Origin of the sequence: Phytohabitans houttuyneae (assembly GCF_011764425.1) — a bacterium.
GTDB lineage: Bacteria > Actinomycetota > Actinomycetes > Mycobacteriales > Micromonosporaceae > Phytohabitans > Phytohabitans houttuyneae.
Genome location: NZ_BLPF01000003.1, coordinates 852,426 through 875,781, shown reverse-complemented (window position 1 = coordinate 875,781; position 23,356 = coordinate 852,426). Strand labels below are relative to the sequence as shown.

22 protein-coding genes and 3 pseudogenes are annotated in these 23,356 nt (G+C 69.8%); 10 read left to right on the top strand and 15 right to left on the bottom strand.

Going from position 1 to position 23,356, the window contains the following annotated elements; genetic code table 11:
* Positions 1-332: 332 nt before the first annotated feature.
* The 5 genes and pseudogenes from Phou_RS38860 to Phou_RS38840 all read right to left on the bottom strand — a co-directional run.
* A pseudogene (locus Phou_RS38860) lies at positions 333-532 on the bottom strand (transposase family protein); the annotation flags it as partial.
* Positions 499-657: a hypothetical protein gene (locus tag Phou_RS38855; protein ID WP_218579481.1), complete on the bottom strand. Its 159-nt coding sequence runs from the start codon at positions 655-657 to the stop codon at positions 499-501. The pseudogene Phou_RS38860 and the gene Phou_RS38855, both read right to left, overlap by 34 nt.
* Positions 658-902: 245 nt before the next feature.
* Positions 903-1,709, bottom strand: coding sequence for a VOC family protein (locus tag Phou_RS38850; RefSeq protein WP_173066967.1), 807 nt, complete (start codon positions 1,707-1,709; stop codon positions 903-905).
* A 138-nt stretch (positions 1,710-1,847) separates the two neighbouring features.
* Complete coding sequence (locus Phou_RS38845) at positions 1,848-2,387, bottom strand: hypothetical protein (protein ID WP_173066965.1); 540 nt, start codon at positions 2,385-2,387, stop codon at positions 1,848-1,850.
* 275 nt (positions 2,388-2,662) lie between these two features.
* Positions 2,663-4,528 (bottom strand): glycoside hydrolase family 6 protein, encoded by a 1,866-nt coding sequence (locus Phou_RS38840; protein ID WP_173068962.1) that lies wholly within the window; start codon positions 4,526-4,528, stop codon positions 2,663-2,665.
* A 628-nt stretch (positions 4,529-5,156) separates the two neighbouring features.
* Between Phou_RS38840 and Phou_RS38835 the strand changes: the two genes are divergently transcribed.
* On the top strand, positions 5,157-6,170 hold the full coding sequence (locus tag Phou_RS38835) for a LacI family DNA-binding transcriptional regulator (protein ID WP_173066962.1): 1,014 nt from the start codon (positions 5,157-5,159) through the stop codon (positions 6,168-6,170).
* 22 nt (positions 6,171-6,192) lie between these two features.
* Here the strand turns inward: Phou_RS38835 and Phou_RS38830 are convergent, their stop codons facing one another.
* Positions 6,193-6,912: a hypothetical protein gene (locus Phou_RS38830; RefSeq protein WP_173066959.1), complete on the bottom strand. Its 720-nt coding sequence runs from the start codon at positions 6,910-6,912 to the stop codon at positions 6,193-6,195.
* Positions 6,913-7,240: 328 nt separating this feature from the next.
* Here Phou_RS38830 and Phou_RS38825 point away from each other — a divergent pair, with 328 nt between their 5' ends.
* Positions 7,241-8,155: a serine protein kinase RIO gene (locus Phou_RS38825; RefSeq protein ID WP_173066956.1), complete on the top strand. Its 915-nt coding sequence runs from the start codon at positions 7,241-7,243 to the stop codon at positions 8,153-8,155.
* A 315-nt stretch (positions 8,156-8,470) separates the two neighbouring features.
* Here the strand turns inward: Phou_RS38825 and Phou_RS38820 are convergent, their stop codons facing one another.
* Positions 8,471-9,385, bottom strand: coding sequence for a helix-turn-helix transcriptional regulator (locus Phou_RS38820; RefSeq protein WP_173066953.1), 915 nt, complete (start codon positions 9,383-9,385; stop codon positions 8,471-8,473).
* Between the two features lie 142 nt (positions 9,386-9,527).
* Here Phou_RS38820 and Phou_RS38815 point away from each other — a divergent pair, with 142 nt between their 5' ends.
* Positions 9,528-10,574 carry a zinc-binding dehydrogenase gene (locus Phou_RS38815; protein ID WP_173066950.1) on the top strand — a complete coding sequence of 349 codons (1,047 nt, stop codon included), beginning with the start codon at positions 9,528-9,530 and terminating at the stop codon, positions 10,572-10,574.
* Positions 10,575-10,615: 41 nt separating this feature from the next.
* Positions 10,616-10,942 (top strand): annotated as a pseudogene (locus Phou_RS38810) (YnfA family protein); the annotation flags it as partial.
* 56 nt (positions 10,943-10,998) lie between these two features.
* Here Phou_RS38810 and Phou_RS53770 read toward each other — a convergent pair.
* The 5 genes and pseudogenes from Phou_RS53770 to Phou_RS51705 all read right to left on the bottom strand — a co-directional run bounded on the left by Phou_RS53770 (position 10,999) and on the right by Phou_RS51705 (position 13,359).
* The gene (locus Phou_RS53770; protein ID WP_246274215.1) at positions 10,999-11,382 is read right to left on the bottom strand and encodes a hypothetical protein; all 384 of its coding nucleotides are present in this window, start codon (positions 11,380-11,382) and stop codon (positions 10,999-11,001) included.
* A 39-nt stretch (positions 11,383-11,421) separates the two neighbouring features.
* Positions 11,422-11,792, bottom strand: a pseudogene (locus tag Phou_RS53765) (maleylpyruvate isomerase N-terminal domain-containing protein); the annotation flags it as partial.
* 104 nt (positions 11,793-11,896) lie between these two features.
* Positions 11,897-12,184 carry a hypothetical protein gene (locus tag Phou_RS38800; protein ID WP_173066944.1) on the bottom strand — a complete coding sequence of 96 codons (288 nt, stop codon included), beginning with the start codon at positions 12,182-12,184 and terminating at the stop codon, positions 11,897-11,899.
* Positions 12,185-12,192: 8 nt separating this feature from the next.
* The gene (locus Phou_RS38795) at positions 12,193-13,050 is read right to left on the bottom strand and encodes a hypothetical protein (RefSeq protein ID WP_173066941.1); all 858 of its coding nucleotides are present in this window, start codon (positions 13,048-13,050) and stop codon (positions 12,193-12,195) included.
* An 84-nt stretch (positions 13,051-13,134) separates the two neighbouring features.
* On the bottom strand, positions 13,135-13,359 hold the full coding sequence (locus Phou_RS51705; protein ID WP_218579480.1) for a HEAT repeat domain-containing protein: 225 nt from the start codon (positions 13,357-13,359) through the stop codon (positions 13,135-13,137).
* Positions 13,360-13,727: 368 nt separating this feature from the next.
* Here Phou_RS51705 and Phou_RS38785 point away from each other — a divergent pair, with 368 nt between their 5' ends.
* Positions 13,728-14,240 carry a hypothetical protein gene (locus Phou_RS38785; protein ID WP_246274211.1) on the top strand — a complete coding sequence of 171 codons (513 nt, stop codon included), beginning with the start codon at positions 13,728-13,730 and terminating at the stop codon, positions 14,238-14,240.
* 684 nt (positions 14,241-14,924) lie between these two features.
* The gene (locus tag Phou_RS38780) at positions 14,925-16,967 is read left to right on the top strand and encodes an ATP-binding protein (protein WP_173066935.1); all 2,043 of its coding nucleotides are present in this window, start codon (positions 14,925-14,927) and stop codon (positions 16,965-16,967) included.
* On the opposite strand, the gene Phou_RS38775 is transcribed toward Phou_RS38780, so the two are convergent.
* Positions 16,926-17,834, bottom strand: coding sequence for a hypothetical protein (locus Phou_RS38775; RefSeq protein ID WP_173066932.1), 909 nt, complete (start codon positions 17,832-17,834; stop codon positions 16,926-16,928). The two genes, Phou_RS38780 and Phou_RS38775, sit on opposite strands and share 42 nt — an antisense overlap.
* A gap of 315 nt (positions 17,835-18,149) precedes the next feature.
* Between Phou_RS38775 and Phou_RS38770 the strand changes: the two genes are divergently transcribed.
* Together Phou_RS38770 and Phou_RS38765 are read left to right on the top strand one after the other, a co-directional pair.
* Complete coding sequence (locus Phou_RS38770; protein ID WP_173066929.1) at positions 18,150-18,767, top strand: TolB-like translocation protein; 618 nt, start codon at positions 18,150-18,152, stop codon at positions 18,765-18,767.
* 44 nt (positions 18,768-18,811) lie between these two features.
* Complete coding sequence (locus Phou_RS38765; protein WP_173066925.1) at positions 18,812-19,555, top strand: alpha/beta hydrolase; 744 nt, start codon at positions 18,812-18,814, stop codon at positions 19,553-19,555.
* Here the strand turns inward: Phou_RS38765 and Phou_RS38760 are convergent.
* Entirely contained in the window at positions 19,533-20,093 is a 561-nt protein-coding gene (locus tag Phou_RS38760) for a TetR/AcrR family transcriptional regulator (RefSeq protein WP_173066922.1), read from the bottom strand. The two genes, Phou_RS38765 and Phou_RS38760, sit on opposite strands and share 23 nt — an antisense overlap.
* Before the next feature lie 53 nt (positions 20,094-20,146).
* Here Phou_RS38760 and Phou_RS38755 point away from each other — a divergent pair, with 53 nt between their 5' ends.
* Complete coding sequence (locus Phou_RS38755) at positions 20,147-20,626, top strand: DUF1772 domain-containing protein (protein ID WP_173066919.1); 480 nt, start codon at positions 20,147-20,149, stop codon at positions 20,624-20,626.
* Between the two features lie 13 nt (positions 20,627-20,639).
* Here the strand turns inward: Phou_RS38755 and Phou_RS38750 are convergent, their stop codons facing one another.
* The gene (locus tag Phou_RS38750) at positions 20,640-21,593 is read right to left on the bottom strand and encodes a threonine ammonia-lyase (protein ID WP_173066916.1); all 954 of its coding nucleotides are present in this window, start codon (positions 21,591-21,593) and stop codon (positions 20,640-20,642) included.
* Between the two features lie 556 nt (positions 21,594-22,149).
* Between Phou_RS38750 and Phou_RS38745 the strand changes: the two genes are divergently transcribed.
* Positions 22,150-23,352, top strand: a complete 1,203-nt coding sequence (locus tag Phou_RS38745) for a Fe(II)-2OG oxygenase family protein (protein WP_173066913.1) — start codon at positions 22,150-22,152, stop codon at positions 23,350-23,352.
* Positions 23,353-23,356 lie beyond the last annotated feature (4 nt).

Sequence of the window (23,356 nt, the reverse complement as noted above, 5' to 3'; positions counted from 1 at the left end):
CCGTACGGCATCCGTCTGCGAGATGCTTCAGTTCGACCCTTCGTCGCCGTCACCAGAGCCATGGCGCCCACCCCGAATCTCAACCGCCCGGGCGGCGCTTCCCTGACGGCGTTACAGTGACAAGCATCGAAACCTCCTACACAGGAGTTGCCTCGCTCATCTGACGCCGACTTCGTACCAAGCGAATCTGAGACGACCGTTAAAGCTCCTGACACGATCCCCTAGCGGATCCAGTTGATCAGTGAGCCGTTTTCCATCCTCAGTAGATCGGGTTCTCGACGTCGTGCAGGGCGAGGATGGCCAGCACGATCGCGGTGGTCCGGGACGGGCGTGATGCCGTGGGCGCGGGCGGCGGTCAGGTCGTGTGCCGAGCCGGGCAAGGCTGCCGACGCCCAGACGAGGCGGCCGGCCGGTTCGGCGATGACCTGACGTTCATGCCGTGACGGTGGTGTTTTCCGGTGTAGTACGGCTTCTGATCGGCGACGCGGTCGATCGGGATCAGCGTGCCGTCGCAGATCGCGTACGCCAGCCGGCCGGGAACGCGGCCAGCACGCCCGGCTCGAGATGGTCGGTGAGCTCGGCCAGTTCCGCGCCGTCACGCAGGCTCCCGTCGCCGTCGAGCGCCGCCACCCACTCGGCGGCAGCTCCAAGAGCCAACACCGCAAGCCGTGATCGTCTTGCTCAGCCGTGAACTCCGCGATCAACTCGTCTACGCTCGCGGCGGCGTCCGGTAGCAGAAGGTGGAGGCCGTCCTCGCGAGCCTGTGGATCGCGACGGCGCATCAACCGCATCGCCTGCTGAAATCGCGTCGTCACGCCCGCAGGCGATCGCTCATCGGCGCCTCTGCAGGTGGAGCCGTTGCCGAATGGGCCTGTGGCCAGTTGATAGAACGCGATGCCCGCCTACGCCAGGGGGGTCACCGCCAGCCGGCGGCCACCGCGGTAACTCCGCGAGTCCTGCCACTGAACCGGGCGCCGCCGCCGGATCTGAACACGGTGCCATCGGGGCGGCAACACCCGGAACTCGTTGCCGTCGGGATCGGCCAGCGCGACCGCGCCACCCTCGCCGCCTTCGAGTCGCGTAGCGCCCAGAGCGACAAGCCGGTCGACCTCGGCCTGCAGGTCACCGTGGACGGGCACAGCGAGATCGAAGCGCTGCCGGTTCCTTGCCTCCTTGGGGTGCAGCGGTGGTCCGCCCCAAGCGACCTTCGTACCACCGTGCGGTGACTGGATCGCGGTCTCCTCGTCCTGGTCCCACACCAGCGGCCAGCCGAGCGCTTCGCTCCAGAAATGGCCGACCTCGCGGGTGCCGTCGCAGGCGACCTCCCCCAGAAAGCCGCACCCGGCGAGGAAGTTGTTGTCCGGCTCGATCACGTCGAACGCGTAGCCCTCGGGATCGGCCAGCACGACGTGCCCCTCCTCGGGCAGCTGCCCGACGTCGAGATGGCTGGCGCCGAGCTCCAGAGCCTTCGTCACCGTGTGCTGCTGGTCGGCGAGGCTCGTGCTGGTCAGGTGCAGGTGCAGGTACTCCGGCCGCAGCTTCTCCGCCCGGCTCGTGACGAACCTGAGGCCGACCTGGGTGTCGTCGCCGGGCAACAGCGCGCCCCCAGCCTCCTCGACGACCTCCCGGCCGAGCAGTCCAGCCCAGAAACGCGCTAGGCCCAGCGGTTGGCGCGCATCGAAGCAGATCGCGAACAGTTGACAGGTCACCGCACATCCCCCGATCGCTGACCAACGCTGCCGCCCCGACGCGGTTTCCCGCCCCGGTCCAGCGGCTGGGAGCCTAGCGGAGCGCAGGCGGCTCCCGCAGCCGACTATTCAACGACAGCCCTACGGTGGCCCGCGCTGTCACACGCAGGTCCCGCAGGTCGGGCCGTCCGGGTCCACCGCTCCCCGCCTCACTCCAATCAGGACTCGCCGGTCGTCGGTGGAGATGGGGCCGACGACAGGCTGCTCCCCCGGGTCGCCCACGTCGATCCCGACACACGCCGCGCGGCCGTCGTAGGAGTGTGCGACGCACAGAGCCGTCATGGTGGGCAGCAGGACGCGGCGAAGACCGCCGACGTGGAAGGTGAACGACGTCGGCGCGGCCAGTGACTCGTACGGCACGAGCCGGCTGCGGAAACCGCCCTCGGGGTAGTACCGGACGATGGCGAACCCGTCGGTGAGCTCGTTGCCGGCGCACGGCTGGATCCAGCCGGATATCCAAAGCGTCGGGTTGTTCAGCCCGTCCACGTCAGGGCGGACGTCGGTGATCGCCCCGGTGGCGCAGGGGGCCGGTGACCAATCCGGCGGCGGCGTCCTGTCGGCCGAGGCGGGCGCGGCGAGCGTGAGGACGAGCGCGGTCGCCCCGAGCACTGCCAGCCCGGTGCGGTAGAAACCAGCCATCGCGACGCCTCCCCGTTACACGCGCGGTCAACTGCATGCAACCAAGCATCGACGGCGCCGTCACGGGGCTTTGCCGATTCGTGTCCAAGGCTGCGTGTTCACGCAGCGGCCCGCGGGGTGCGTGATCGCGCGGGAAACACCGGGCTGAACCGCGCAGCCGGGTCGGCGAAGCCGACCCGGCTGCGGCGCTTGAAACATCGATCCACTTGGTGTGAGCTGTCAAGGCGGTGGGGCCCGCGCCGCGCGACCAGACAGGCCCCACCGCCAGCTCGTGCCTACAGGGCTGGGTAGGCGTTCTGCATCAGTTGGGTGACCTGCGCCGGGAAGAACGCGCCGGAGATCGGTGCGTCGGGAAGAGCTCCGGACAGGTTGTTGCCGTTGAGGACGTTGCCGGTGTACGTGGGGTCACACATCCGGTCGAAGCCCTTGCCGTCCGGGTTATCGATCAGCCGGCTGGATCCGTCCGACTCGCCCGGCGGCTTGATCCACACGTAGGCGTCGATGCCGCTCGGTCCGGGGTTGGCCCGCGGACGCTCGCCGATGCCGGCTCCGGACTGGTTGCACCAGTTGCCCTTGTGCAGCCGCCGGTCGACCTTTGAGCCGTTGATCTGCTCGTCGAGGGTGCCGGTGGTGACTGGACCGGTCGGCCGGGCGGCGCCGCCCCACCCGTTGCGGGAGGTGTCGATCAGCATGCCGATGTTCGAGGGCATGCCCTGCGTGACCATTTCCTGGCGGAAGGCCTGGACGAAGCTGGTCTCGTCGTTGTACCGGTTCCAGTCGATCCACTTCGACGGGCGGGTCGTGTCGTTCACCGTGATGTACGGCTCAACCAGCGCCCCGTAGTTGGCCGTGTTGCTGATGAAGCCGTGCACGTTGTTGACGCTGCCCGACAGGCGGACCGTGTCGGCGATCAGCTGTGCGGTCGGGCGGAAGTTGTCATCCCAGCCGAGCCAGCCGTGGTGCCCGGCGTCGATGTAGTTGTAGACGTTCGGGATCGCGCCGAGCTTTTGCAGGGCGTACGCGATGCCGGCCTGGTAGTTGCCGTTGGCCTTCATCGTGTCGCACATCGGCTTCGCGGACGGGCGGCCGGACACGTTCGTGATCAGGTTCGGCAGCGAGTCGATCTCCACGATGTTGATGATCCGCACGCTGCGGAACCGGGCATCGTTCTGGTACACGGAGATCGGGTCGATGTACGCCGTCTTGTAACGGTCGATCTCGGTCGGGCCGAGCTCACCGTTGGAGGCCAGCGCCGAGCAGTCCCGGCCAGGCAGGTTGTAGATCACGAACTGGATGTACGACGCGCCCTGGCGCACCGCCTCCAGCAGGTGGTCCTCCACGCCCATCGGGCCGTTGGACTGGCTGCCGGCCGTACCCTCGATCGCGGCGATCCGGTCGATCCAGACCGCGGTCGGGTTGCTGGAGATCCGGCTACCGCCGGAGACACCCTCCACCTTGGCCTTCCACTCCGGGTTCACGTAGCCACGCCCACCCGCGTACGGGTTGTCGACGCGCTGTCCGGGCGGGCCGGTGGTCGGCGGGTTCGAGGTCGGCGGCTGGCTGGTCGGCGGCTGGCTGGTCGGCGGCGCCGAGGTCGGCGGCCGGCTGGTCGGCGGCGCCGAGGTCGGGTTGCTCGTCACGGGCGAGCCGGTGCACGCCACCCCGTTGACCGCGAACGAGGTCGGGTTGGTGTTCGTGCCGCTGTGGCTGCCGATGAAGCCCGGGTTGACGCTGGCGCCGTTGGCAACCGAGCCGTTCCACGACTCGTTGGCCACCGTCACCTGCGTGCCGCTCTGCGTGAAGCGACCGCCCCAGCCCTGCGACACACGCTGGCCGTTGGCGAACGAGAACGTCAGGTTCCACGACGTCCACGCGTCACCCACGTTGCGGATGACAATGTTGCCCTGGAAGCCGTTGTTCCATGAACCGGTGACCGAGTAGGTCACGCTGCAACCCGCGGCGGCGCTGGCTGGCAAAGCCTGGATCACCGACAGGCCGCCCAAGCCAAGCACAGCGACCGCACCAATGGCGAGGCGCTGTTTCCGGGTACGACTCGACACGAGTCTCACTACTGTTCTCCTAGTTTCGTCGCGGGCGCACACGCGCCTGACGGGTTGCTCGCCGGCCCGGATGGCGAGCATGTCGATGTCGAGTGCCTCGCCGCGTGGGCTGGCTCGCGCCAACCCACACGCCCTTGGCGAGGCGCACTCGCGTAGGCTCCCTATGCGTCAGCCGAGTCCATCAAGGTGACTCTGGCAATCGCAGCGTCTATCAGTGACTGCCTCCCGCCGTGGTGCGGCCAGAGGTGAATGTGCCGTTGACGTCCAATTTGTTCGCGTTAACGTTCCGCTCGTCTTCGTGCCGTGAGCGATACCGACACGAACACCGGATGCCTCCTGAGCGCGGGGTGGAAGCAGGTGGTCCCGTCAACGGCCGAATCTCGGCAAAGCTGGAAGCGCTTCCAGCAGCTCCCATCCGATGACGTCGATCTAATGTTGGGCACGTTACGGGCAGAAGTCAAGGCCGCTCCCCCAAGTCCTCGGTCAGGACGAGCCCTCTCTGGCGCCGCAGAACTGGAAGCGCTTCCAGGCTGAGGCGCGATCATGCGGGTCGTACCTCGCATCGACCGTGTCGACCCTGCCGTGGCAGGCCGATACCATCTATCGGCGGCCTTCGCGCCGGTAGCCGAGTCGGCGCCGACCAAGCCGCGCCGGGTGTCCCCGCTCGCCGGCCTGTCCCGACGTCAGCCAGGAAGGACGCGGCACCCACATGGAAACAGACACCAGCCGGCACCAGCCCACCCTCGACGAGGTGGCCGCCCGCGCCGGGGTGTCACGCTCTGCCGCGTCCCGGGTCCTCAACAAGGCACCGCACGTCAGTCGCGCCACCCGCGACGCGGTCGAGAGGGCCATCAAGGAGTTGGGATACCTGCCCAACCGCACCGCGCGCGCCCTGGCCACCCAGCAGACCGGGATCGTCGCCCTCGCGATCTCCCACGACGATCCCGAGTTGTTCGCCGATCCGTTCTTCGGCCAGGTCATCGTCGGCGTCTCCTCAGCACTCGAGGAAACCGACCTGCACCTGCTGCTGTGCCTGGCCAGCTCCGGCCGCGGCCGATCAAGGCTCACCAACCTGCTGAACACGCGCGGCGTCGACGGCATCATGCTGATGGCACTGCACGGAGACGACCCGCTGACCCACATCGTGCAGCGAGCCGGCCTACCGGCCGTCTACGGCGGCCGACCCTTGCACTTCCAGCCGCAGTGGTACGTCGACTCCGACAACCTCGGCGGCGCGCGGCTGGCCACCGAGCACCTCATCAGCCTCGGCCGGACCCGCATCGTCACCATCACAGGCGAGCTGACCAGCGAGGCCGGCGTAGCCCGCCACCGTGGCTACCGCGAAGCAATGATCATGGCGGGTCTCACCCCGTACGCCATGGCCGAAGGCGACTACACCGAGGCCAGCGGCGCCGCGGCCATGACCACACTGCTCGACACCCATCCAGACCTCGACGCCGTGTTCGCCGCCAGCGACAACATGGCCGCCGGAGCCCTACGCGTACTGAAAGAGGCCGGCCGATCCGTGCCAGCGGACGTCGCCGTCGTCGGCTTCGACAACCTGGGAATAGCCCAACACACCGATCCGCCCCTGACGACGGTTCACCAGTCGATCCAGTCCCTGGGGAAAGAAATGACCCGGGTGCTGATCGAACTCATCGCGGGCCGCGAAACCGCCTCGCTCATCCTCCCCACAAGACTGGTACGCCGCGACTCCGCATAACCCCTCGACCGGGCGGCACCCGTTATCGGGTCACCACGACCAGGTCGTACTCCTTGTTGCTGATCGCGGCCTTGCCGAACCCGTCGCCGTCGTCGCCCGACTCGACGTAGATCAGCAGGTAGATCGGGTCCGACGGAGCCGGCTGAGGTCCGTCGGTTGCCTCGAACTCCGACACGAACGCCACCATCTGCTTGCCGCTGATCGACACTCGGGTGTCCCCGAGGTAGTTGAACGCTTCCTTGTCGAGATACAGCGCACCGCTACCGGCAGCGGTGTCTGCCATGCCCTTGCCCGGCGTGAACGGTGACACCTCGTCGATGGGCTCGCCTTCCCGTACCGCGCCGAAGACGGAGGCATCCACCCATGCGCAAATCTTGATCGCAGCGTCGCTGTCGCCGGCCGGCAGCGGCGCACGGACCTCGAACGGCTGGCTGCCGACGTCAACCTCCATGACTCCATGCCCGCTAGCTGACCCTCCCGCGTCGGCGACGTCCGTCTCGTACAGCGGCAGCCGCTTGTCATCCTGGAAGAACTCGATCCCCAACCACGGCGTACGAGCGCGGGCACCCGAACGATCCGGAGGTACCGGTTGCGGCGAAGGCTGATTCGCCAGGATGACGGCGACAACAAGGCCAGCTATGGTCCCGACCGTTCCGAGCACGGTCGCTACTCCGGACCAGGACGCCCACCAATCGCGCGAAAACACACGAGGACGCTCAACCTGCGGCTCGATCGAAGGCACCCGCATCTCCTCTGTGGATCTACGTCTTGAGCCAGGCGACACTCCACGCCTACGGGGACGCCCGCACGCTGCCACCAATTGCACATCGTCGCAGCCATCGACCAACGCTGACCACATCCCCGCGTCGATGCCGGGGAGGTGCGGCCCCGTCTGCGGCGTGCGTACCCAAAATGCGTTGCGTCCTTCGGTCTTGCCTGTGAAGCTGGGCGACGTCGATCGGGAGCCGGCCGCGTGCCGGCCGAGCGGAAGGAGGCGAGCCGCGTGTTGAAGCCCGCCGTGGGCGCGATGCCGCCTGCCCTTTCCGCTTTCATCCCGAGGAGCACCTCCCTTGCGCGACTTCGAGCCGCGACGCCGTAGCAAACGGCGCTTTGACGACGACACACACTTCGAGCGCAGCCCCAGCCGCCTGCGCCTGTCCGCCGAAAACGCGTACGACGCCGTCGACGGGCTGCCCGAAGGCGACCGCTGGTCCACGTGGGACCAGTCGACCGCCGGACAGCGCGGGCCACAGCCACACCCCGACTGGTTGGTGACGGCGCTCGCCGCGGTCGACACCGAAATGGGCGTGCTGAAGACCGGCAAGGAAGCCGACGTCTTCCTGCTGCGGCGAGGCGTGCCCGGCACCGGCGAGTCCTGCCTGCTGGCGGCCAAACGCTACCGCAGCGCCGAGCACCGCCTGTTCCACCGCGACGCCGGCTACCTGGAAGGGCGCCGGGTCAAGGAGTCCCGCACCAACCGGGCGATGGCCAACCGCACCGCGTTCGGCCGGCAGGTGGTCGCCGCGCAGTGGGCCGACGCCGAGTTCGCCACCCTCTGCCGGCTGTACGAGGCGGGCGTCCCGGTCCCCTACCCCGTGCAGATCCTCGACACCGAGGTGCTGCTGGAGTTCATCGGCGACCCCGACGGCACGGCGGCACCCCGGCTGGCCGAGATCCGCACGCGCGGCGTCGACCTCGCTCCCCTGTGGGACCAGCTGGTGGACATGCTCGTGCTGCTGGCCCGCTTCGGGCTCGCCCACGGCGACCTGTCCGCCTACAACCTGCTGGTACACCAGGACCGGCTCGTCATGATCGATCTGCCGCAGGTCGTCGACGTGGTGGCCAACCCCCGCGGCGCGCACTTCCTCGACCGGGACGCGCTCAACGTCGCCAAATGGTTCACCGGCCACGACCTGACCGGCGGAACCGTCGCGCCCGACGAGCTCCCGGCCCTGCTCCGGAAGGAGGCCGGCTTGCTTGCCTAGTGCGGTGACCACTGACGTTTCCGGGTCCGCCCGCGCAGCGGGCGGACCCGGAAACCCTGCGCCTGGCAGGGCCCGGCGAACCGTAGTGGTCACCGCACCAGCGGCGACCGGCTTCGGTGCGGGCGAGCAGCCGGGCACGGCGCTCGCCGGCCGCCGTCGACAGGTTTGCCAGGAGCCCTCAGACGCCGTGACCGGACACCGGCGCACGGTGCCCGAAGGTGTCACCGGGAAACGGGGAACGCCAGCCAGGCCGCAGATCGTCCAGCTCCTCCTGACAGACCTGCCTGGCCTCCCGCCCGGCGAACCGCGACGGATTCAGCGCGGCGGCCCGACCTGCCCAGAGGGCTCTACCGCCCGAGACCGCGTAGCCGCCCAGCTGGCAAGCACTTTGAGCCGGTCTTCAGACGCGGTGCCGGGTTCGGCGGTATAGATGATCAGGTCGTGCACGGCTCGGCCGGCCAGGGGCAGGTCGAGGGACTGGAAGGTCAGCTCCAGGTGGCCGACGTCGGGGTGCTGGAGCCGCTTGATGCCGTCGTGGCGGATCAGGACGTCGTGCGCGGCCCACCGGCCGCGAAACTCCGGGCTGAGGGTGGACAGCTCGCCGACGAGCTCGCGCAGTGCCCGGTCGCGCGGCTCGCGCCCGGCCTCGGCGCGCAGCAGGGCGGCGGTGGCGACGCAGGCGGCGTCCCAGTCGACGAAGAAGTCGCGTGCGCCAAGGTCGAGGAAGATGTAGCGGGCGATGTTGGGACGGCCGCGCCTGTCGACGGTGGCGCTGTCGAACATCGGCGCGAGCAAGGCGCGGGCCAGCGCGTTGCTGGCGACGACGTCCATGCGGCCGTTGCGCACGAACGCCGACGACATCGTCATGGTGTCCAGCAGCCACTGGACCCGGGGCGGCACCTCGACATCCCTGCGACGCGACGGCGCGCGACTCGCCGGCCGCGATGAACGGGCCAGGTCAAACAGGTAGGTGCGTTCGTCGTCGTCCAGCTGCAGGGCGCGGGCCACCGCGTCGAGGACGTCCTCGGACACGCCGCCGATGTGCCCCTTCTCCAGCCGCGTGTACCACTCCGTGCTCACACCGGCAAGCACCGCGACCTCCTCGCGCCGCAGCCCGGCTACCCGGCGGCGGGCGCTGGTCGGCAGGCCGGCCTGCGCCGGCGTGATCTTGGCGCGCCGGCTGGCGAGGAAGTCGCGGATCTCGCCGCGGTTTCCGGGCCGCTGGTCCATGCCATTCACGGTAGCCGCAGGTCACGGCGCGAGGGGGGGTTGAGGCTAAACCCCGATAAACACAACCTTCTCCGGTACCGGCCATCGCCGTCTGCTGGGAGTCGAACGGCCCTACACGATCCCAGCCTTTGGAGCACACCACATGCGTGCGACCCTCATGCACCGCGCCGGCGACGTCCGCATCGAAAACGTCCCGGACTCCGTCATCAAGCACCCCACCGACGCGCTCGTGCGCGTCACCGCCTCCTGCATCTGCGGCAGCGACCTGTGGCCGTACGCCTCGATGTCGCCGGACGGCGGCCCGGCCCGGATGGGGCACGAGTTCATCGGCGTCGTCGAGGACACCGGCCGCGAGGTGACCACCGTCAAGAGGGGCGACCTGGTCGTCGCCCCGTTCGCCGTGTCCGACGGCACCTGCGGGTTCTGCCGGGAGGGCCTGCACACGTCCTGCGCCCACGCCCAGGCCGGCTTCTGGGGGCACGACGTGCCCGACGAGGGCGGCCAGGCCGAAGCCGTCCGCGTGCCGCTCGCCGACGGTACCCTCGTCAAGCTGCCTGTCGCGGCGGACTCGGCCCTCGTGCCGTCCCTGCTGACCCTCTCCGACGTTTTCGGCACCGGCCACCACGCCGCCGTCGCGGGCGGCGTCAACGCGCGCACCCGCGTCGCCGTCATCGGTGACGGCGCCGTCGGCCTGCTGGCCGTGCTGTCGGCCAAGCGCCTCGGCGCCGAACAGATCATCCTGATGGGACGCCACAAGGCCCGCACCGACCTCGGCCGGGAGTTCGGCGCCACCGACGTCGTGGTCACCCGCGGCGAGGAGGGCATCACCCAGATCCGCGAACTGACCGGCGGGCACGGCACCCACGTGGTCCTCGAATGCGTGGGCACGATGCCCGCCTACGAACAGGCCTTCGGCGCCGTCCGCCCCGGCGGCACCATCAGCCGCGTCGGCGTCCCCCAGTACGAAGCGGCCCCGATCGGCTTCGCCAGCCTGTTCCGCCACAACATCCGCCTCGCCGGCGGCCCCGCACCGGTCCGCGCCTACATCGAGGAACTCATGCCCGACATCCTCAACGGCACCGTCGAACCGGGAAAGGTCTTCGACACCACCACCGACCTCGACGGCGTCCCGGACGGATACCGGCACATGGCCGACCGCACCAGCCTCAAAGTCCTCATCAAGCCCTGAGCCGTACCCGCCCGACGCCAGCGGTGTGGTGGCATGGTCCGGTGACGATCATCCGGTCCATAGCCCTGTTCCTGGCCGCCGCCATCGCCGAGATCGGCGGCGCCTGGCTCATCTGGCAGGGCGTCCGCGAACACCGCGGGCTGCTCTGGATCGGAGCCGGCGTCGCCGCCCTCGGCCTCTACGGCTTTGTGGCCACCCTCCAGCCCGACGCCAACTTCGGCCGCATCCTGGCCGCCTACGGCGGCATCTTCGTCGCCGGCTCCCTCGCCTGGGGCATCGTCGTCGACAAGTTCCGACCCGACCGGTACGACATCGCCGGCGCCGTTCTCTGCCTGGCCGGCGTCGCCGTCATCATGTACGCCCCACGGGGTGACGCCGGATCCCGGGCTCACCGCGCGGTCCGGCCTTCGATGGCTCGCGATTGTCACACGGACGGGTCCCAGGCGATGAGCTGGTCGAAGATGCGGCGGTCGCCTTCCCACTTCAGGGAATCCAGCGGTATGCGGCCGTAGAAGAACAGGACCAGGTCACTGGCCGTGCCTCGGGCGGAGGCGTCGGCCGTGTCTGTGTCCGGGTCCTCGCCGGCGGCGGACGCGCCGAGGCGGGCGGCCCGTGCGCCGTCGCTGGACAGCCGGAGGCGCCAGGAGCGGCCCTCGGTGGCGTGGTAGTCCACGACGGCGGGTTCGTGTGGCCAGGCGACCGTCGTGGCGCAGAGCGTGAACTGGCAGTCGTCGAATCCGTCGAGGGCGACCTCGTCCGGTAGCGGCTGCGGGGCACCCACGGTGAGCTGGGCGTCGTAGGTGTGCACTGCGATCTCGGGAACCTGGCGCCGCGCCCAGGCACCGGAGGTTTGCGGTGATGGGGAGTCATCCCACCACGTCCAACAGCCGTGGTCCGGGCCGGCCTCGCGCAGCGTGCTCGTCAGTTGTTCGACGCACTCGGTCCACCAGGCCAGGAGGGCCCCCGTTCCCGAGGCGCACCCACGCCGTCCTCCCACGCCGACTTGTCCGGGGGAGCGTCTGCGGGCCCCGCGGCGATAATGGCGGCTGATTTGCGGCGACCCATGCCGACGTGCTGCACGAGGTCGAACAGCGTCCGCTCGGGATGCGTCGGCACCCGCAGGTCGAGGCTGGGTGCCGCGGAGACCGCGGCGCGGAAAGCGTTCGACCGTTCGTTGATCAGCCGCAGGTGATCGGGGAACGTGAGAATCCTGTGCACTCAGGCTTCCTATCACTGCGCTTCGGCCACCGGACAGCGATTTCACCCGTCTGCCGAGGGAACCCGGCGGCTTTGATACGCGTTCGGAACGGCGCCGCGTTGAATCAGCTGTGCGGGCGGATGACCTTCCCGTCTTGGGGATCGTAGATCGTGAGGCCGCATCGTCCGGCAAGGTCGAATATCAGATCGAGGGCAGGCCAGCTGCCTTCGCCGAAGCTCATGCACACGCTGACATGGTCGATGCCGACGTCCAGCGGCACGGACATCCAGGGCGAGTCGTCGGGGTAAGGCGGAAAGTCGGGGTAGCGGCCGCGGAGCGACTCGTAGAAGCCGACGACACGGTCATCAACCTCGCCTTCGGGATGCCCGTCGCCGCGGCACCGCCGCGCCATGGCACGCACTACTCGGGCTGGCCCTTCACGCACTCCTCCGGCGTGCCTGAACCGAAAGTCTCCCAGTAGGTGCAGGTGTGCGTGACGTTGCTGCGTCCAGTGACGCGGAACGGCTTTCCCTCGTCGTCGATCGCCACCGTCCCCGTCCTTCCTTGCGATGCCCACGAAAGATCGATGACGAAGGCACAGTCGCAGCGGTCGGTATGCGCGTTCACCAGAAACGACTCGGCCGCGGAGAGGCTGACCCGGTACGGGAACCGGATTGGCCGCAGCTCGTGCTCCTGCGCGAGGAAGTCGAACGCCTCGTCGACCGTCGGCGAGTGTGCGGGTGGGTCCTCGTCCAGGTCGACGTCGACGTACCGGTAGAACCCGGGATCACCGCCGGGGATCAGCACCACCGTGCCGCGGATCGCAGGCGCACGCTTGACGACGCGAACCCGCAAGCCGGTGAGCGTCACCTGGGCATCCGACCGCCCTTGAATGTTGATGTCGATCTCCAGCGCCACGGCCGGCACCGCCTCGGCGGCGGCCATCCACTTGTCCCACTCCGCGCCCCAGCGATCCCAGTCGCCGTCGAAGCCCGGCCGGTCCGGCAACTGCGGCAGCTCGCGGCCCGAGACCCAACCAAATGCTTGATCGTGGTACACCCGCACCGAGTGCGTAAAGGGCAGTCCGTCGTCGGCGGGTTGAGGGTCGTCGTTGGTGACGATCCACGCGGCCACGACGGTCGACACCACGGCCGCGGCCACGCCGGCGAGCCAGCCGCCGAGCGGTTTACCGCGCCGCAGCAGCCCGCCCAGTGTCGCCTTGCCTGTAGCGGCCGGCTCGCCGTCATTATCTTCGGGTGTCGGGGTGGTAGCCGACATTGCTACAGGATAGCGAGGAATAGACGCCGATAAGCCCGCCTCCTGGCCCTGACTCAGTCCCAGGCCGCAAGCCGGCGATGGTCTTTACCGCTCCAGGCTTCGCGCGGCTCGTTGCCTGACTGCCGGATGCCGGTCTTGCAGCGCTGCCAGGCACCGCTCACGGTGACCCGGCTCGCCGAGCTGGCGAAGCAGTTCGATGGAGATCTCACGCCGCTGAGGGCTCGTATCGGTGAGGCCACGCCGCGCGAGCGCGATCACCGCCGCGGCCAGCTGTGGTGACCGGGCAGCGACCGCGCGAAGGGTAGACATCGCCGCACCTTGCACCGACAGGTTCGGATCCGCCAGACCGTGCGGACAGCGACGGCGCCAGGGCACGCAACCCGCGAACAGCCTTGAGCCGAACCCTGGCGTCAGGGTCACCCGCCGCCCGCACAAGCGCCGGCGCGATCGCGTCATGCTCGACGCCGCCGGGCCGCGCCCGCCGGGCCACCGTCCCCAGCCCCGTGATCGCTACACGCCGTTCCGCCGCAACATCCGACGTGGAGCGACGCAGCAGATCCGCCACCTCATGGCGCATCGCCCCGCCGACTCCAACCACCACCCGATCCTTTCACCCGTGCGGCGTCCGGCAACCATCCTCATGACGGTCGGCCTCCGTGCCGTGGAACCATGTTCTGGTGGGCGAGGGCGCGGGTCGGAGAGACGTTCGCGGCCTTGTCCTCCCGGTTCTGTTGATCCAGCTCATCGAGACGGGCCGCTGGAAACACCCGGGCGAGCCCGCTCTCGCCCGCGCCATGCCTTGGTTCGAGGACCAGCTGGACTTCCTCACCGACGCCCACGAGATGGAACGCCAGTCACGCGCCCTCGACCGGCTCGCCGACGACGAGGAATCAAGCCGCCTCTTCCGCCTCGTCCGGCGACGCGGCTCGGAGGGCTCGGTCGACCTGCCGTGGTTGGAGGTCGAGCACGCCATCCTCATCGCCGTCAGCCACTACGCCGGGGACGACACCGCCGTCGCACTGGACTATCGCGTCGACCCCGCCAATCCCCGCGTCGTCGGCAGCGACATCTGGACAGTCTCTGGCCGGTATCAGTGGCGCACCATCGCCCCGACCTTCGCCGCCTTCGCCAACGCACTGGGCCTCGACGAGCCCGCGGGCGGCGGCCCACCGGGCCCGCCGGGTCGTTAGAGCATCCCGAGCGGAAGCCGCAGCGCGGCGGGTGGTCTCGTCGCGTTCGGCCGATCAGGCTCACGCCGGCCCGCGCGGTTGACAGGCCATGGTTTCTTCGAACTGGAACGTGGGGAGGCACGATGGATCCGAGCCTGAGCCCTACATCCGCGCCGAGCGACGTCTACGCAACAACCTCCCATCTGCCCGCGCGGCCACCACCTCACGGCCGCGCCGAGCGGCAGCCCCGCGGAGTCCTTGGCCACCCGTCTTATCCTGGGCTCCTACGGTCGCCGATGGGCTGAGGTGCGGTGTCGTGGCTATCGATCTGATCGGCGCGGTGGTTGGGTGGCTGACGGCCGCGGCCGCGTCGGGGACCGTCGCCGGTGGCCGGCGGTTGATGCTTGGTGATCCGCGGCGGCGCGCGCTGCGCCGGGTCGTCCGGTGCGCGGTGGTCGATGCCGTGGACGGCACGGGCCTGCCGCGATTGGACGCGCAGCGACTACGTGCCGCGTTGCTGGAGGGCAACGGCCCGGCGCGGCGGCTCCCGGTGGAGACGTACGAGCAGGTGCGCGCGGCGGTCGCGGAGTGGGTGCGGCCGTTCGTGCCAGCGGGCTTGGACCCGGCGACGTTTTCTGACGAGATCGTGAGTCGGATCGTGCGGGGTGTGGAGGCGGACGCGCGTGCGGGCGGTCCACTGTGGGGATGGCCGACTGGCTCTGGCGGGACGGCGCGACCCGGCGGCTGGAGGCGATCGACAGACGGTTCGGAGCCTGGCAGCAGGCGGGGGCCGGGCAGGTGCGGCGCGGGCTGCCCGGGGCGGTGTCCGACTTCACCGGCCGCCACGCGGTCCTCGCCGACCTGCGCGGCCGCCTCGCCCGGCACGACCCGGGCGGACCGTCTCCCGCGACCTGCGCGGTGACCGGCATGGGCGGCGTCGGCAAGACCACCCTCGCCGTCCACGCCGCTCGGGAGGCCGTCGGGCGGTACGCCGACGGCGCCTTCTTCATCGACTTGCACGGGTTCTCGCCGGGGATGGCGCCGCTGCTACCAGAAGCCGCCCTCGAGCAGCTGCTGCGCGACGCCGGCGAGCGCGGCGACGCGATCCCGCTTGCCCCGGCGGCCCGGCGGGCCCGCTGGTGCTCGATCATGGCGGAGCGCAAAGCGATCGTGGTGCTCGACAACGCCGAAAACAGCGCCCAGATCGGCCCCCTGCTCCCCGGCGCGCCCGGCTGCCTCGTCATCGTGACGAGCCGGCGCCGGCTGACCGCGCTCCCCGAGGTTGACGAGTTGGTGCTGGACGTGCTCAGCCCGGACGACGCCGAGGAGCTGTTCGTGCGGGTCGCCGGTGCCGAGCGAGCCTACGACCCGGCCGAGGTGCGCCAGGTCGCCCGGCTCTGCGACCACCTTCCGCTGGCCATCCGGATCGTGGCGGCCCGCCACCGGGACGAACCGACCCGCCCTTTGCGGGCCGTGCTGGCCGACCTGAGCGACCAGACCGGCCGGCTCGCCGAGCTCAGCCCCGAAGGCGCCGGTGTGCTCGGCGCCCTGCACCTCACGACAGCGCGGATGGGAGCCGAGCCGGCACGCGCCCTGCGCCTGCTGGGCCTGCACCCCGGACCGCTCTACCGCGCGCCGGCCCTGGCACACCTCGCGGAGGTCGGCGAAGCGGAGGCCCGAACGCTGCTGCGGACGCTGGCCGACCACCACCTCCTCACCCCCACCAAAGACGGGTACCAGTGCCACGATCTTGTGCGGGCCTTCGTGTGGGCGCAGTCCCGGGATCACATCGACCCGGCGGAACGGGACGCCGCCCACGCGCGGCTGCACGCCTGGTACGAGCGGGTGGCCGAGGAGAGCGCACCGGAGTGGCTCACCGTGGAGCGGGACAACCTCGTCGCGTTCTGCCTCGGCTCCCGCGCCAAGGAGGTGGCGCTGACCGGGCTGTCCGCCGCTGACAGGCTATCGGTGCTCGGCTTCTACGATCACGCGCGCGGGCTGTACAACCACTTCCGTCTGGTTTGCGTGGACGCGGCCACCCAAGCCAAGGCCCTGTTCGGCCTCGGCGACCTCGTCCGCCTCACGTTCGGTGAGATCGAACACGCGGTGAAACGCTACACGGAGGCCCGCGAGCGGTACCTCGCCGCCGGCGATCAGTGCGGCGCCGCCACCGCGCTGCTCGGCATCGCTCACATGGCCCGCATCACCGGAGACAACGCTTCGGCGCTGCTTCGGTACCAGGAGGCGGTGGAAACGTTCGTCCGGTTGCGGGACGTGCGCGGCGAGGCGTACGCGACGTGGGGCCTCGCGGCCATCCGAACGCGCCTCGGCGACCTCGACCAGGCCCGCGACCTGTTCGCCCACGCGCTCGATCTCGACATCCGCACCGGTTATGAGTTCGGGCAGGCGGAGGACGAGCGTGGTCTGGGCGGGGTCGCGTTCTGCGCCGGTGACATGGCTGAGGCGCGCACCCGCTTCAACCAGGCGTACGGGCTGGCGTGCACGATCGGCTACCGCCGTGGCCAGGCGCACAACCTCCTCGGCCTCGGCCGGGTCGCGCGGGCCACCGACGAGCTGGCCGAAGCCCGCCGGCTCTTCACCGAGGCCCTGATGATCTACGAGGAGCTCGGCCTCGACCTGGCGGAGAACGCCCGCACCGAACTGGCCACCGTCGCCGTCAGCGTGCCGGGCACGACCGTTGGCCGATCAGGTGGTGGGTACCAGGGTGGCCAAGAGTGCGGTGAGTAGCGGCGAGGCGATGCTCAACGCGCTTATCGGGCGGCGGAACAGGTTGGTGTCAAGACGCAGTCGGGCCTGTAGCCGGTCCTGGGCGTCCAGCCACGTCTGGTCCGGTATTCCCCACTTCGGCACGCCGAGCGCGGTCTCGACGAGGCGCACCGCAGTGGACCGCCAGGTCAGGACGAGCGGGACGACCGCGACGGCAAGCACGACGGCGAAGAAGGCCCCGTAGCCAAGGACCGCCGAGGCGGGAAACTCAGCCGCGTCCATGACGCCGGAGTTGATCAGGGCAAGGCGTAGTGCGCCGCCGAGGAAAACCGCGGTGGATACCAGGACCGCCAGCGCCAGCGCCGACGCTTCGATGACCCTCCACACCGCAAGGCTGTGCTCCACAGTGGCACTGATCGCTGAGCCGTCCAGCGTCTCCGCCGCGAACACCTCGGCCGGTTCGGGCGAACGGATCTGTTCGGCCTCGGCTCGCAGTGTCCGCAGCCGCTCGTGGGCCAGCCACACCGTCAACACCCAGGGGCCTGCGGCCACCCCGGCTACCAGCGTCAACGTGCGGGTGAACATGCGCCAACCGTCGATCGGCACGACGATTGTCGCCGTGGCGTCATTCAGCGCGAGCAGCGCCACGACGGCGCCGACGAACAGCACGTACGCACCGATGTGCCACGTCCACCAGAACCGGCTCTGAGGCCACGCCTGCCGGTGCGCACGCACCGTGGCCAGACCCCGGACGAACACGGCGGTCCAGACGCCGAGCGACAGGACCGCGACGCCGATCCACCCGCGGAAGTCCTCGACAAACGCGTCATTCGTGCCGTGCCGGTCGGCGTACCAGAGCATCACCCCGGCGACGAGGACCGCCAGCACCAGCGAACCCGCCGTTGTCGACGCGGGCCACCGCCACCATGCAACCGACCTCGGTCTCAACGCGCCCGCTCCTCCCCGCCAGCGTTCGGCCTGCTCCACATTGTGGCGGATCGCCACAGCGTGAAACCCGCAATCGCCCAGGAGGGACTCGACGCATCCGGGCCGAACGACTTCCGGGAGTAGGTGACCGGCCGGATGGACGTGCTGCCCAGGACGGCGTCGCGTCGGCGGCGCTGATACGGCTCCACCGCCACGGGCGCCGCGTGTCCACGATGGAGAACGTCGACGCGTACGTGCGGCGGACGCTGGCGCGAGGTGCCGGCCGGCGATGCGATGCCCGAGCCGCCGCCCGCACCGGCCCCGCAGGCCGATGACGGCATGGTCGAGGCGCGCGTGCTGATGGCTAAGGTGACCGGCGACCAGGTCGTGTGGATGCTGGAGGGCTTTCCCGCGTCCGGTGGCGGCGGCGTCCGTGAGCTGCGGGCGGTCCGGCTCGACGGCTCCCAGGCGCGGCGGCTGGCCCGGTTGGCCGACGGCGCGGCGCCCCGGTTCAGCGTGGCCGGCGACGCGGTCGTCTGGGAGCAGGGCGCACGTGGTACCGAAGATCCGACGAAGCCGCTGACCGACGTCTGGCAGGTACCCCTGGCTGGCGGCCGCGCGGCGCTCCTGCCCGGCGCCCAGGGTTGGACACTCGCCCACGACGGACCCTGGCCCACCGATAGCTCGGACTGGGCTCCCTGTCGTCCACTCAGGACGGTCGCCTCGCGGTCGGCCACCTCGTCGGGGAGGGGGCGACGCGGACGTGGTCTGGGACCGCGCGACCGGCCGGGCCGCGGTCACCACGCGCCACACCCCGGCCCACGACGCCCCGGCCGCTGGCATCCCCCGGTCGGCTTCGACTCGGACACCGTCGGCCTGGCCGCCATCCGCTGAGGCCAGCGAGCTCGTTCGAGCGGTTCCCGGAAGAATAGGTGTTCATGACCTACGAGGCCGCCGACGGCAGTGCGCTGCCCCTGCTGGTCTTCGAGCCCGCCGAGGGCACGCGGCCCGCCGCCGGCATCGTCTTGTTCCACGGTGGCGCGCTGCGCACGGGGTCGGCTGACGATCTGGCCCCGCACTGCCGTCGATTGGCCGCACGCGGGATCTTGGCTGCGTCTGCCGGATATCGGCTGCTCGGTCAGGGTGCGGCGAGCATCGAGGACTGCGTCGCCGACGTCCGGCGGGCGGTCGAGCGGTTCACGAGGCTGGCCGCGCAACGCGAGCTCCAGACGTCATGTCTTGCCTCGGGCGGCAGCTCGGCCGGTGCGCATCTGGCTCTGCTCGCCGCGATGAGCACCCCTGACCAGCCCGTGCCCGCCGCCGCCGTCGTGGCCTTCAACCCGGCGGGCCTGGATCTGCTTGCCTTTTCGCCGCAGCTGCGACGCTCCATCGAACAGCGGGCCGGCATCGCCGCAGGAAGGGCGGTCGAGTACTCGCTGATCGAGTTCGTGCGGCCGGGAAACCCTCCGACGCTGATTCACCACGGCACCGGCGACGAGGTGGAGCCGATCGACCACGTGCGGCGGTTTCGGGACGCGATGGTGCGGGCCGGCAACGAGTGCACCCTGATCGAGTACGCGCATGCCGCGCACGCGTTCCACTACCCCGGCCGCGGCGGCCACTTCGACGGCGTCGTCGACACCACGGCGCGGTTTCTCCTCAATCGGATCGCGGCGAACTGAGGCGGCCATCGGGTTGGAACAGGTCGATCAGCGTTTCGACCCGGGCCGTCTCGTGGTCGGGCCGCAGCCGGCTGTGCCGGGACAGGTCAGCCAGGCCGTGCAGTGCGCTCCACAGGACCTCCGCCCGGGTCTCGTCGCCCACGGTGGACAGCAGCGGGCCGAATCCGGCGCGCAGTGGCTCGGGCGTGGTCGGGCGGGCGAACTCCAGGTCGGTCGGCATCGAGAACATCGCCTCGTACGTCGCCGGCCGTGAGCGGGCGAACTCGAGGTACGCCGCGCAGATCCCGCGCAGGTCGCCGGCCGCGGTCAGCAGCTCGGCGAGCTGGGCGAAGCCGGCCAGTGCCACCGCGCGGATGATGCCGTCCCGGCCGTCGGGGAAGTGCCCGTAGAGAACCGGCTGGCTGAAGCCGATCGTGTCAGCGAGCCGTCGCACGGTCACCGCCGGCCACCCGTGCACCTCGGCGATCTCCCGCGCGGCGTCGACGATCCGATCCCGCCGGCCGGCACGGGCCAGTTGCGCTTTCGTCGGGGCCTTCACAAGCACATCCTAGCAGTGCTAGATTTCTAGCAACGCTAGATTTTGGAGAGATCGTGACCGTACTCCTCGACATCCTCGCCACCACCGCCGCGCTGGCCACGGCCGTCATCTTCGGCACCGACACGCTCGGCGCGCTGGTCATGCGCCCGACGTATGCCGCGGTCGACGACGCCACCCTGACCCGGGTGGTCGGCCTGTCGCACCGCTACGGCAACGCCCGCATGCCCATACCGGGAATCGTGAGCGTGGTGGCCGGCGCCGCGACCACGCTCACCGCATTCCTCGCCGGCCGCCCGATCGCCGGCGTCACCGCGGGTATCGCCCTGCTCCTGCTGCTGATCTGGCTGATCCTGTTCAACCGGATCTCGCTACCTATCAACAAGGTCTTCATCGAGGCGGCCGACGCCGGCCGGGTGCCTCCCGGAGCACGCCAGCTTCAGCAGCGGTGGGATTCGATCATCAACCTCCGCGCGGCCCTGCAAGGCGCCGCGCTGCTCGGCTTCTGCCTCACGCTCGCGCTCACCGCGGCCTGACCCACATACGATTTCACGGGCCGAGGCGGCCCAGGGTGGTAGGCGCGACGTTGCCGCCGGACATGACGAGTGCCACCCGCGCGCCGGGGTCGACCTCGATCGCGTGCTCGCGCAGCGCGGCCAACCCGACCGCGGCGGAAGGCTCGACCAGGAGCTTGCTGGCGTCGAGCAGTTCCCACCAGGCGCGCTCGATGGCGTGTTCGGGCACCTCGATCACGGCGTCGACGTACTTGTCGATGTGGTCGAGATTGTGCCGCCCGACGTACGGCGCGGTGAGCCCGTCCGCCAGCGACCGCGGTGGGGTGGGCAGCGGGACCAGTGCGCCGTGGCGCCGGCCGTGGGTGACCGCGTTCGCGGTGGCGGGCTCGATACCGATCACCCGGGTCGCCGGCGAGGCCTGCTTGACGGCGGCGGCCACGCCGCTGATCAAGCCTCCACCTCCGACCGGTACCAACACCAGGTCGACGGTGCCCGCGTCGGCGGCCAGTTCCGCGCCGACGGTCCCCGCGCCGGCGATGACGTCCAGGTCGTCGAAGGGGTGCAGCAGCGTGTATCCGCGCTCGGCGGCCAGCGCCTGGCAGGTGCCGACCAGATCGTCGGTGAGGACAACCTCGCCGCCGTAGCGTTCCACCGCCGCTACCTTCACCTCGACCGCGCCGGGCGGCATGCACACCACCACCGGCAACCCCAGGCGACGGCCGGCGAACGCCGCAGCGGCCGCGTGGTTGCCGGCCGAGAACGTCGCGACACCGGCCGGAAGCTGTCCCCGCTCGGAACGGGCCAGCAACGCGTTCTGCGCGCCCCTGGCCTTGAAACTGCCGGTGTACTGCAGGTTCTCCGCCTTCAGCAGGACGACCAGCCCGAGGGCCTCGGACAGCCGCTCGGAGAACAACAAGGGAGTGCGGACGACCCGCCCGGCCAGGCGCGCCGCCGCCGCGGCGATGTCCACACTCGCGACAAGTGACACGACCGCCAGCCTATGTACCGCACAGGCGATCAGCGGCAAACCAAGCACCTGATTTCAGCCGTGAGAACGCCCACGGATGGACGGTGTCGCCAAGGCATCGACTGGTGTAGTTCTAGCTGGTCACGATCGCCGCGCAAGTGGGCCTGGACCGGCCGTGGTTGCCGCAGCCGGCCCGAGCGAAGGGCTTGCTGGACGGCTGCGCAGTGCGCTGCGCAGCCGCGGCACGTGCCGGTTCCGCTCCGATACCGGGCCACCGACATCGGACTGATTGCACCCGATAGCCGGCGGCCACCAAAGCCCTCATCCGCCGAGGTCGGTCTCGACTCCTACCCGCATGCTCCCAGCAAGGCCGGCAGAACATATTAAGAAAGGAGACGCAAGCCATTGTTGAAGCTCGCGCCTGTTCCAACATCAAACACAATCGGCAAGCGGCGGGCCGATGAAATGATCGCAAGGTTTTGTCGCATATCTGACGGGCGTCTTCGCGAGACCGACTCGCTTGCCCGCCCGCCGATATGATGCATGCCAGTGCTGATGCGGATCACTGGAGGGCCGCATGGCTGAGTGGATCGACTATCGCACCGCCAATCCAGCCCGCTTCGACCGCGACGTGATCACCCCGATCCCGGCAGCCAGTATTGTCCCCATCTCGGCGGTCGAGCATACGTCGTTGCTCGAGTCTGCTATGACGATTCCGGCTTGCCCGTATATTCCGGAACAGCGCGAGGACTTTATCGCCGCAGCGCGCGAGGCGAGCCGAAAAATACTGTCTTCGGCCACAAGATCGGCGGCCACCGCGGTCCTGGATAGCGGCCCGGGCGCATTGCTGCTGGAGCACCTGCCGGTCGATCCGGGCGAGCCCCCGTCGCCCGCGGCTGGAGGTTCGCTGGACCCCGGTCACAAGTCGACCTTCGTCAGCGAGTTCGTCTGCGTCGCGCTCAGCGTGCTTGTGGACGCGGAGATCTTCAACTTCCGGCAGGAGGGCAGAGGCAGCGCCCCGTTGTTCGACAACGTGGTCCCCATCGAGTCGATGCGTCTGCAGCGCGGGGCAGGTGGCTTCGCCAACAACTTCCCGTTCCACTGTGACAGCACCTGGCATCGGATGCGCCCGGATTATCTGGCGCTCATCGGGGTGCGCGCCGCCCCTCAGGCATGGACGCTGTCGTGCTCGGTCGTGGACCTTGTGCAGACCGAGACGGCGCGTCGTATGCCACTGGAAAGCTTCCGGCTCAAGCCACCGCAGCTCTACACGCAGATGGCGGAACAGGGCATTCCGCTGGGTACGCCGGAGTGGCGCATGATGGATCCGGTCGACGCCGCGGCGACCGAGCTCAACGTCAACTTCAATGGCACCGACTGCGCCGATCCAGCGGCGGTGGAATGGCTCGCCGAGTTGGAAGAATTGGTCGAGGCCCGGGCGACCGGATGCCTGCTCGGGCCTGGCAACGCGTTACTGCTGAACAACCGGCGCGTGTGCCACACCCGCACCGGGTACACGCCGACGTTTGGGGCGCAAGCGCGTTGGTTCGTCCGTGCCAACTTCAAACGCGCCCTGTGGGATCAGTTGCCGGCCGACGATCACCACGCGGCACCGGTCATGCGTAAAAACGGGTGGCTCGACGACGCTGGCCGGCTCACCGAGGCGTTCCTTCCGTTCGTGGAGAATCCGGCCCGAGTCGCCGGCCTCACCGGTGAGGCGAAAGAGGTGGCCGCGCAGGCGCTGCATTACACACCCGTCCCGAGATCCCGGTTGGTTTAGACAA

What these genes read in the sequence shown, in the direction of transcription:
- Phou_RS38845 (WP_173066965.1), bottom strand. Translation starts at nt 2,387, where the DNA reads ATGGCTGGTTTCTACCGCACCGGGCTGGCAGTGCTCGGGGCGACCGCG.
- Phou_RS38840 (WP_173068962.1), bottom strand. Translation starts at nt 4,528, where the DNA reads ATGCTCGCCATCCGGGCCGGCGAGCAACCCGTCAGGCGCGTGTGCGCC.
- Phou_RS38835 (WP_173066962.1), top strand. Translation starts at nt 5,157, where the DNA reads ATGGAAACAGACACCAGCCGGCACCAGCCCACCCTCGACGAGGTGGCC.
- Phou_RS38820 (WP_173066953.1), bottom strand. Translation starts at nt 9,385, where the DNA reads ATGGACCAGCGGCCCGGAAACCGCGGCGAGATCCGCGACTTCCTCGCC.
- Phou_RS38815 (WP_173066950.1), top strand. Translation starts at nt 9,528, where the DNA reads ATGCGTGCGACCCTCATGCACCGCGCCGGCGACGTCCGCATCGAAAAC.
- Phou_RS38800 (WP_173066944.1), bottom strand. Translation starts at nt 12,184, where the DNA reads ATGGCGCGGCGGTGCCGCGGCGACGGGCATCCCGAAGGCGAGGTTGAT.
- Phou_RS38795 (WP_173066941.1), bottom strand. Translation starts at nt 13,050, where the DNA reads ATGTCGGCTACCACCCCGACACCCGAAGATAATGACGGCGAGCCGGCC.
- Phou_RS51705 (WP_218579480.1), bottom strand. Translation starts at nt 13,359, where the DNA reads ATGTCTACCCTTCGCGCGGTCGCTGCCCGGTCACCACAGCTGGCCGCG.
- Phou_RS38780 (WP_173066935.1), top strand. Translation starts at nt 14,925, where the DNA reads ATGGCCGACTGGCTCTGGCGGGACGGCGCGACCCGGCGGCTGGAGGCG.
- Phou_RS38765 (WP_173066925.1), top strand. Translation starts at nt 18,812, where the DNA reads ATGACCTACGAGGCCGCCGACGGCAGTGCGCTGCCCCTGCTGGTCTTC.
- Phou_RS38745 (WP_173066913.1), top strand. Translation starts at nt 22,150, where the DNA reads ATGGCTGAGTGGATCGACTATCGCACCGCCAATCCAGCCCGCTTCGAC.